Raw genomic sequence first — 9,408 nt, forward strand, 5'->3', positions numbered from 1 at the left:
CTCCGGTCGGGTCTTTCCAATTTGGGCCATCGGGCGGCCTTCGCGAGTGCGAGTGGGGTGTGCGTCCGACCATGAGCCTTGCCTCGGACACGGGATGCCCGACCGATAACCGTCCGCGAAGAAGGTTTTTGGGGGCACTGCTCCTACTGTTCTGAGGTGAGGTGGGCCTGGCCGGCTTCGCAGAAAGTCAGGAAGTCGCAGGAGCGGCAGGCATCGGACGGGGTAGTTTGGAATTGCTCGGACCGGATTCCTTCGACCAGTTCCGTTACCCGCTGCCCGGCTCGTTCCATCCAGAGGCTGTCCGCTTCCTGGCTCACCACGTCCAGTCCGTCGCCGAGGTAGGCGAACGACACCTTCAGCGACTCAGGGGCGGGCGTGCCCAGCCCCGACGCCCGCGCTGCCATGGCATAGGCCTGTAGCTGTACCTGGCTGGAGGCCCGGCGGGATCGGCGGCCCGATTTGAAGTCGACTATCTCCCACCCGCCCTCGCCATCCCCGTAGACGGCGTCGATCCGGCCTCTGATCCGGACCGACTCGGACATCCGGAGCTCGAACGGCGCCTCGACGTGGACGGGGATTCGGTCTGCGTACGGCGACTCCAGGAAGGCGCTCCAGCCTGTCCGCTTGCCTTCGGCGGGCTCGGTGTCCTCATCGAGGGTGCGGTCGTACAGCTGAGGCTCGAGGTCGTCGAAGGGGACCATGCCCCGGTTATGCAGTTCGATGCGGCGATGCAGTTCGAGGCCGCGGCGAGCCGCGGGCCCGGGCCGGCGGGGAAGCCGGTCCACCTCGGACCAGTAGTACCTCTTGGGACAGTCGGCGTAGGTGACCAGGCCGGTCACGCTGATGACGGTCGGCTCCGGTTCGGGATCGCCTCCGGCGGGATCGGTGAGGGACAGCAGTACCTCTTGGAACTCCTCCACAGCCTGATCGTAGAGGTCCTCCACGCCGAGCCGGCAGGCCCTGCCGGCCGCCCAATCCGGATCGGAGCCGATCTCGTGGAGCGCCTTCTCCCAGGTGGTCCCCAGCACCGGGTCCGGACCCGCCTCCGGGATCGGGAACCGCAGGCTGTCGGGTCGGGGCGTTGGCTCCGGTATCCACTGACCGATCGTCACATGCTCCAGGCGGCGGGCGGTCTCGATGAGATCGCCGGGTTGGGAGGGCCGTTTGAGCGGCTCGGGCGAGCCGTACCAATGGGCCCCGCTCAGGTAGAGGTGCTGTTCGGCACGGGTGACCGCCACGTAGGCCAGGCGCCATTCCTGGTCGTAGTGCCGCCGGCGGAGCCAATCCCGGCGGGTCCGCTGGTCGAGCGCCGGGTCGAGGTTGGCGCGGAACTCGGGATCGATCCGAAGGTGGGCGGGAACACAGGCGTCGAGCCTGGACGGGTCGGCATACACCCGGGGCCGGGCCGGGAAGTTGGTCTCGTACAGGGCGGGAAGGAACACGGCCTGCCATTCCAGCCCCTTCGCCTGGTGAACCGTGGAGAGCGTGACCGCCTCCTCGCCGGCGAGCCGGACGGTGTCCAGTCCGTCGTCCGGATGGTCGCGGATCATCTCCAGGTGACCCAGGAACGCTTTGAGCGAGAAGGACCCTTCGAGGGGCTGCCAGTGCTCGGTGAAGTCGAGGAAGCGGTGCACGTTGAGACGGGCGGAGATGTTGGAAGGGGTGGGCATGGCCTCGATGTCCTGCCATCCCCCGGTCCTGGCCAGGACCGATCGAGCCAGCTCGGACGGCCCTGCGCCCTGGGCCTCGACGAGGAGTGATCGGTAGATGTCCCGGAACCGCTCCAGGCGGCCCCTGATGTCCGGGAGCAGGTCCAGGGAGTCGAGTTGCTCCAGTGCCTCGACCAGGATGAACCGCAGGCCGCCGCTGTCGCGGTTGCGGGAGGCCACCCAGCGGGCAAGGGGCGCCAGGTCGCCCAAGCCCAGGCGATACCCGGCGCCCATCAGGATCCTTGCCAGGGCCGGGCTGTCGGCCGGGTCGTCCAGCAGGCGGAGCCAGGCGTGGAGTTCGACCACCTCGGGAACCTTGAGCAGGCCGCCCAGGTCGGTGACCTGGAGGGGAATGTCGTGCTCCTCGAGGGCTTGGCGCACCAGCTCGATGTTGGCGTTGCGGCGGAACAGCACCGCCATCTCCGACCATTCCATCCCGGACTCGTGGAGACGCCGGAGTTCCCGGGCGATCTCCTCGGCCTCTTCCCGGGCGTCGCCCAGCCAGGAGACCTGTACCGAGCCGGGGGGCTTGCCCTCCAGCGCCTCGAGGTCATCGGCCGGGTCGGAGCCCGTGATTCGGGCCCTGACCCGGTTGGCCAGATCGAGGATGCGCCGGCCCGACCGGCGGTTCACCGACAGGCGGAGGGTGAGCGACTCCGACCCGTCAGCCTCCCGGAAGCTGGTGGGGAAGTGTCCGAAGTTGGCCGGGCTGGCGCCCCGCCACTCGTAGATGGTCTGGTCGAGGTCGCCTACCGCGGTGACGGCCCGGCCGGCGCCGAAGAGCGTCGAGAAGAGTTCCCGCTGGGCCGGGTTGGTGTCCTGGTACTCGTCCAGCAGAACGCACCGGTACTGGGATCGGACCCGATCCACTATGCCCCGGTGATCGGGGTTCTGGACCAACGCCACCGCCAGCCGGGTCAGGTCGCCGAAGTCCCGCACGCCCAGCCCTCTCTTCTCCTTCTCGAACATCGCGAGGGCCGTGGCCAACTCGGCCCGGCGGGCGCCGGCCTCGTCCACCGGATCCGAGGCGAGGATGTCCTCGGGGCGGAGCAGGTTGTCCGACAGCTCGCCGGCCAGGTCGACCAGCTTGCGCACCACCGTCGGCACGTGGGTGGCGTCGACGATCCGGAAGGGGGTGGCGAGGACGCACCGGTGGAGGATCTGGCGGCCGGCCGCCGGGGTGATGATGCGGGTACCCCGGTCCATACCGACCAGCGCTCCGTAGGTACCCAGCAGGTGGGCGGCGAAGCCGTGGTAGGTGAAGACGTCGATCGCATGCTCCGGCCCCATCGCCGGTGTCGACGAGAGCTCGGGGGCCGACCGGATCCGCCCCGCCAGCTCGGCGGCGGCCTTGTTGGTGAAGGTCACCCCCAGAATCTGCTCCGGCCGGACACCGTGACGCTCCATGAGACCCGCCATGCGGCGGACCAGAGTGAAGGTCTTGCCGGTGCCGGCCCCTGCGGTCACGCGCAACGGCCGCAGGCCGTAGTCGATGACCGCCTGTTGCTGGGCCGAGGGGCGGGGCGTCATCGGCGGTAGGCCTCCTGGCCCTCGGCCCACGCCGGACAGGCCGGCCTGACGTCGCAGCGGTCGCAGGCCCGGCCGGGCCGGGGCTCCCAGTCCTCCCGGTCGATCAGGCGGGCGATCTCCTCGAGGCGGCGCCTGGTCTCGGCCTCCCGGTCCGGGCCGAACCTGCGCACGGTGACCTTCTTGGCAGGTGCGTGCGGAAACCAGAACTCCGCGCCGGTCACCGGCCCAAGCTCGGCGATGGCCGGATCGGCTTTGGAGGCCAGGTAGTAGAAGCCGAGCTGGAGGGAGTTGCGGGCCTCCTCGTTGGTGGGTGGCGACTTCCCGGTCTTGTAGTCGACCACCAGCAGCGTGCCGTCGGGATTCCGCTCGATCCGATCTATCCGCCCCCGCCAGGTCGTCCCTCCCAACTCGATCCTCACCGGGTGCTCCAGCAACACGGGGCCGCCGGCGGGCTGCGGCCAGCCGGCGTAGAGCTTCTCCAGCAACTCCTGAGCCCGGCGCTGCCACGCGGATCGCAGGGAGTCGGTTCCGAAGTCGTGCCGTCCGATCTGCGAGTCCAGCACGGACAGGGCCTCATCCACCGTGGACGGGCGGTCCTCTCCGGCTGCCTGCCGCTCGGCGTGCTCGAGCACCGTGTGGATGAGGGCGCCGAAAGTCAGGTGAGGGCTGCCGTCGGCGCCCACCCCCAGCAGGCGTCCGAGTGCGAACTGGCGAGGGCATCTGTCGTAGCCCAGGGCATCGCTGGGAGACAGACGCCGCCGGCCCCGGATGAGGCCGTGGTCGGCGCCCTCGCGGCGCGTGGCTGCATAGCTCTGCGGGGTGCGGATGCCGGGGCGCGAGGCGGTGGCCAGCACCGTGGCGGCGGCGAGGCGTCGATGATCGTGCTCGGCGGGATCGACCAGGACCCGCCTCAACCAGGTCTCCGCCTCCCGAGGCGTGACGGGCCTGGCCGGAGCGGAGTCGCTGCTAACGACGTCCACTCCAGGGCCCTCGATCATCTCCAGGAACCGGCTGGGGCGGTGGTGAGCCTCGCCGGGGCCGGCGGTGGTCGCGGTCAGCACGACACGCCGGCACGCCCGGGTCATACCCGTGTAGAGAAGACGGGTCTCCTCCTGCAGGCGTCTTGTGGTTGACCGGTCGGGCGCCGTCTCGGACGGGGTGGCGGCGATGGGGGAGCGGAGGAGATCGAGCTGCTCGACCTGGAGCAGGGACCGGTGGCGGCTCAGGTCGGGCAGTACTCCCTCGACCGCGTCGGCGATGAACACCACATCGAACTCGAGGCCCTTCGCCTGGTGGATGGTGGTCAGGACCATCCGGTCCTCGGCGGGATCGCGATGGCTGAGCAGCGGGCTGGCTTCGAAGTCATCGGACTCGACCAGACGGATGTAATCGATCAGGGTGATGCTCGGATCGCGGTCGGCCACCCTGGCCAGGGCCTGGGCGAGGCTTGCCCAGGCCGCCCGGAAATCGCCACGCTCCGGGTCGTTGACGAAAGGCTCGAGCTGCGGGAGTCGGGTCCACGCGTGCCAGAACCCCTCGATGGCGGCCCGGTCGATCCAGGACGGATCGCTGAGCAAGCCGGCGAGTTCCTCCCCTCCTTCGACATGGGCCCGGATGGCCTCCGACCATTCCAGGCCGAACAGCCTCCGGTCCCGCTCGACAGCCCGCAGGCGGCCCACCCCCAGGTTGAACAGGGGACCCAGCAGCACCCTTCTGATCGGTCCGCTCCCGGACGGGCCGGAGTCGGAGCCGCGAGCGGCTCGGGCCAGATCGAGGATGACCCGGGTGGCCGGGTGGTCGGCGAGGCGCTTGTCGGGGCGTTCGTGGGGGATCGACCTCTGCTCCAGGGCTCGCGACAGCTCCCGGAGGAGGCGCCGCTTGGTCCGGACCAGCACCGCCATGCGGCGGAAGGGGATTTCCTGCTCGACCCGGAGCCGGCCGGCTTGGGTGGCTATCCACTCCGCTTCGGCCGACTCCTGGTCGAACACCCGGACCTCGACCCGACCGGGTCCGGCGGCGGCTTCCACCGGACCCGCCGCTCCGGGAAGGTCCACCCCGACCGTGAGCCGCTCGGCGGCCCGGAGGATCTCGACCGGGGTGCGGAAGGAGGTTGCCAGCACCCAGCGCCGCACCGGACGTCCGTCCGCGAGGGGGAAGTCATCGGCGAAGCGTTGGACGTTGCCCAGGTCGGCCCCGCGGAACCCGTATATGGACTGGTAGGGGTCGGCCGCCACGGTGAGGTTGCGGTCCGGGCCGACCAGCCGCCTGAGCAGCACGGCCTGGGCCCTGGTGGTGTCCTGGTACTCGTCCACCAGCACGTACCGGTAGGGCCGGACGCCCGCCTCCTCCCGCGACCGGTCGGCCAGCACCTGGACGGCCCTGGCCATGAGGGTCCCGTAGTCGATCCGGCCCCGGCGGTCCAGCTCGGCGTCGTAGCGGGCGATGAAGTCGGGCAGGGCCCGCCAGTCATCACGATCCCGGGCGATCCGGGCCAGGTCGGGGTAGTCGAGGAGCTGTTCCCGGGCTCGCAGGATGAAGTCGGTCACCTCGTGGGCGAGGGTTCTGCTGTCGAGGAGCCGCCGGAGGGGAACCGGCCAGTTGCCCGGCGGGTCGCCGGCCAGCAGTTCCGAGACCAGGTCCACCTGCTCGGGGCCGGTCAGGATGGACGGAAGGGCGTCCCATCCGAGCACGTCATGGGCGTGCCGCTCCAGCAGGCGGTAGGCGAGGGAGTGGAAGGTGGACGCACCGATGCCTCCGGCCGGACCTGCCACGGCGCGGTGGAGCCGGTTCCCGAAGTCGGACGCGGCGCGGCGGGAGAACGTGACCGCGAGGATGGCCGAGCCCGGTACGCCGCGGTCGTCGAGCAGATGGGCGATCCGGCGCACGAGGAACTCCGTCTTGCCGGCGCCCGGGCCTGCCACCACCAGCTGTGGGCCTTCGGTCGCCTTCACCGGCCCGTCCCATTCCTCGGGACGGAGCCGTAGCTCGGCGAACCGGGCTGTGGTCGGGCCCGGAGTCACCCGGTCCGGAACGCCCGTCAAGCGGCCAGCGGCGGCCGGGTGGCGAGCGCCGCCTCAGCCTCTGCCTGCCCGGTCTCCTCCAGCACCACGGTGAAGCCGAAGCCGGCCTCGATGATCGCCAGTTCGGCGGCCAGGATGGCTTCCTGGTCCCGGCTGGTTTGGGTTCTCTTGTCTTCAGCCATGGTCCGTAACTTACGGGGAGGGTGTGACACGATCCGACGGCAGGTTGCCGGAGAAGGCGTGGACGGTCGGCCGCGGGGCCCCGACCTGCGGTTTCGTTGCCGCCTGCAGGGTCAACCGGACGTTTCTCGGCATCCTCTAGCCCGAGATCCTACGGTATCCTTGGGTCCAGCGACGTCCCTGCGGCGTCCGGCTCGGATCGATGCCGTATCATCGTCCGTCACACTTGCCCAAGCCCACTTTCGGAGTAGCCGATAGCTCGTGGTCTCCGTCATACCTGTTGAAGCCCTCATAGCCCGCGCCGACCGGGTTGCCGACGTCGTCGCCCCCCAGGCCGACTCGGTCCCCGGCGGGGACAGCTATCGCTATGCGGTTGATCATCCCGACTCGTTCATGAACGTCACCCTTGCGGTGGGCGAGTTCCCCGGGCCGACGCCATCCCGGGAGGCGGTGGTCAAGCGGGCTTCCGGTCACTTCCGCGGGATGCTGGAGCGAGGGCTGTTCGAGCCCCTCCCTTCGGCGGCCTTCTTCCTTTACGAGCTGGATACGGGTAGCCATCGCCAGGTGGGAATCGTGGGTGGGGTCTCGGTGGCGGCGGTCGAGGAGGGGCGGATACTCGGTCACGAGGACACCCTCGAAGGCCCGGTGGAGGATCTGGCCCACTTCTACCGCGGGGCACGGCTCTCGTCCAGCCCGGTGGCGCTCGGGTTCGATGCGGATGAGCATCACCACGCTCTGATGAGGGAGCTCTCCTCGGGCACGCCGCTCCGGGACTTCACGAGCCCGGACGGTGTCCGGCAGCGCCTCTGGGCGGTCATGGACCCGTCCGGACTTGCCGCCGTGCGGGCGGCCGCATCCCGGGTCGGGACTATGTACATCACCGACGGCCACCATCGCGTGGCGGCGGCCCGGCAGCGGAGAGCCGGCCCCGGCTGGTTCCTGGCCATCATGTTTCCCAACGACCACCTCCGGGCACTGGCCTACAACCGCGTGATCGTGCCCGACTTCCTCCCGTCTCCCGAGGAGGTCCGCCGGTCGCTGGGTGCCGGGTGGGACATGGACAAAGTGGGGCCGGCCGGTTCGGTGGAGTCCCAACCGCGGGGCACGGGCGAGATCGCCATGGTGCTGGACGGCTCGTCGTACCGGCTGGTGTTCCGCGGGCGGCGTCCGGACCATCCGGTCGAACGCCTCGATGTGAGCCTGCTCCACGACAGCATCCTGGAGCCGGTGTTCGGCATATCTTCCAGCGATGATCCGCGCCTCTGGTACGAGGTGGGGGAGAACTCGACCATACTGTTCGAGGGCCGGGTCTCGGCCTATCCCGGCGCCGTGGGGTTTGCGATGCACCCGGCTCAGATCGGCGAGATGACCGCAGTAGCCGATGCGAGGAGCCTGATGCCCCCCAAGTCGACCTGGTTCACTCCCAAGCCCCGCTCCGGGCTGCTGGTGGTTCGCTGGGATGAGCAGGCGGCCGGGAGTGATCCGGCGGCACCGGGCAGCGCCCCGGGGGGAGGCAGGAGACGGTGACATGACCGATCAGAGCCGAGGACCCGCGGACGCCCCCGAGATGGAGTGGGACTCACCCATGTACAAGGAGGCGGTCACCCAGTTCCAGACCGTGGCCGAGAAGATGGGCCTTGACGACAACATCCGTGAACGCCTGACCATGCCGCAAAGGTCCCTGGTCGTCACCTTCCCGTACCGGACGGACGAGTATTCCAAGGTGCGCACCGCCTACGGCTACCGCGTGCAGCACGTTCTCACCATGGGTCCCACCAAGGGCGGCATCCGCTACGCCCCGGACGTCAATCTGGGCGAGGTGGCGGCGCTGGCGATGCTCATGACCTGGAAGTGCGCGCTGGTGGGCCTGCCGTTCGGAGGCGCCAAGGGAGGCGTCCGGATCGATCCGCACGCCGTTTCCCGGAGGGAGCTGCAGCGGGTCACCAGGCGCTACACGGCCGAGGTCATCGGCATGATTGGTCCGCAGACGGACATCCCGGCGCCGGATCTGGGCACCGACGAGCGGGTCATGGCCTGGATAATGGACACCTACAGCCAGCATCAGGGGCATGCGGTCCCGGCCGTGGTGACCGGTAAGCCGCCCGAACTGGGCGGGTCGGTGGCCCGCAGGGAGGCGACCGGCCGGGGGATCATCAGCCTGCTGCCGTCGGCTGCCATGCGGTGCGGGGTGTCGGTGGACGGAGCCCGGGTGGTGATACAGGGCTTCGGCAATGTGGGTCGCTATGCCGCTATCGCCGCCGCCGAAGTCGGTTGCCGGGTCGTAGCCGTTGGTGATCTGACCGGCGCGATCTACAACGGGAAGGGTCTGGAGGTTGGTCGCCTGGCGCGCTACGTGGATGGGGCCGGGGGAGTGAAGGGCTTTCCGGGGGCCGATGAGATCGCTCCGGACGAGCTCATGGCGGTCGATTGCGACGTGCTGATCCCGGCGGCGGTGGGCGGAGTGATCCACGCCGGCAACGCAGGCGACATACAGGCGAGGCTCATCCTGGAGGGCGCCAACAACCCGACCACCCTGGAGGCCGACCGCATCCTGCTGGACAGGGGAGTGCTGATCGTGCCCGACATCCTCTGCAATGCGGGAGGGGTGACGGTCTCTTACTTCGAGTGGGTACAAGACCTGCAGAACTACTTCTGGTCGGAGAACGAGATCGTGAGCCGGCTCCGAGAGATCATGATCCGGGCCTTCGAGTCCGTGCTGGAGGTCAGCGTGCGGGAGAAGGTGGACATGCGGACCGCCGCTCTGATGAGAGGAATCGACAAGGTCGCCGGCGCCAAGCTGGTCCGCGGCGTCTATCCCTAGTGGTCAGTGGCCGGTGGGCGACCTGATCGGTTAATCAAGTCCCTTGTGGCCCTTAAGTGTGTTGGTTGCCCATGTCATGCCCGTGCCAAACCATTCACTGACCACTGACCACTGACCACTGACCACTGACCACTGACCACTGACCACT

General features: G+C 69.3%; 5 protein-coding genes. 2 read left to right on the plus strand and 3 right to left on the minus strand.

The annotated features are described in order from the left end of the window. Positions 1–143: 143 nt before the first annotated feature. Genes OXK16_11750 through OXK16_11760 form a run of 3 tightly spaced genes read right to left on the minus strand, consistent with a single transcriptional unit; the run spans position 144 to position 6,441 of the window. Positions 144–3,239, minus strand: a complete 3,096-nt coding sequence (locus tag OXK16_11750; GenBank protein MDE0376613.1) for an ATP-dependent DNA helicase — start codon at positions 3,237–3,239, stop codon at positions 144–146. Next, positions 3,236–6,280, minus strand: a complete 3,045-nt coding sequence (locus OXK16_11755) for an ATP-dependent DNA helicase (protein ID MDE0376614.1) — start codon at positions 6,278–6,280, stop codon at positions 3,236–3,238. Before OXK16_11755 ends, OXK16_11750 begins: the two co-directional genes overlap by 4 nt. Then, positions 6,277–6,441 carry a hypothetical protein gene (locus OXK16_11760; GenBank protein MDE0376615.1) on the minus strand — a complete coding sequence of 55 codons (165 nt, stop codon included), beginning with the start codon at positions 6,439–6,441 and terminating at the stop codon, positions 6,277–6,279. The genes OXK16_11755 and OXK16_11760 overlap by 4 nt, the downstream gene beginning before the upstream one ends. Before the next feature lie 259 nt (positions 6,442–6,700). Between OXK16_11760 and OXK16_11765 the strand changes: the two genes are divergently transcribed. Both OXK16_11765 and OXK16_11770 read left to right on the plus strand, forming a co-directional pair. After that, complete coding sequence (locus OXK16_11765) at positions 6,701–7,966, plus strand: DUF1015 family protein (protein MDE0376616.1); 1,266 nt, start codon at positions 6,701–6,703, stop codon at positions 7,964–7,966. Position 7,967: 1 nt separating this feature from the next. Then, positions 7,968–9,260, plus strand: coding sequence for a Glu/Leu/Phe/Val dehydrogenase (locus OXK16_11770; GenBank protein ID MDE0376617.1), 1,293 nt, complete (start codon positions 7,968–7,970; stop codon positions 9,258–9,260). Positions 9,261–9,408 lie beyond the last annotated feature (148 nt).

It is taken from the genome of bacterium (assembly GCA_028821235.1).
In the GTDB taxonomy this organism is placed as follows: domain Bacteria; phylum Actinomycetota; class Acidimicrobiia; order Spongiisociales; family Spongiisociaceae; genus Spongiisocius.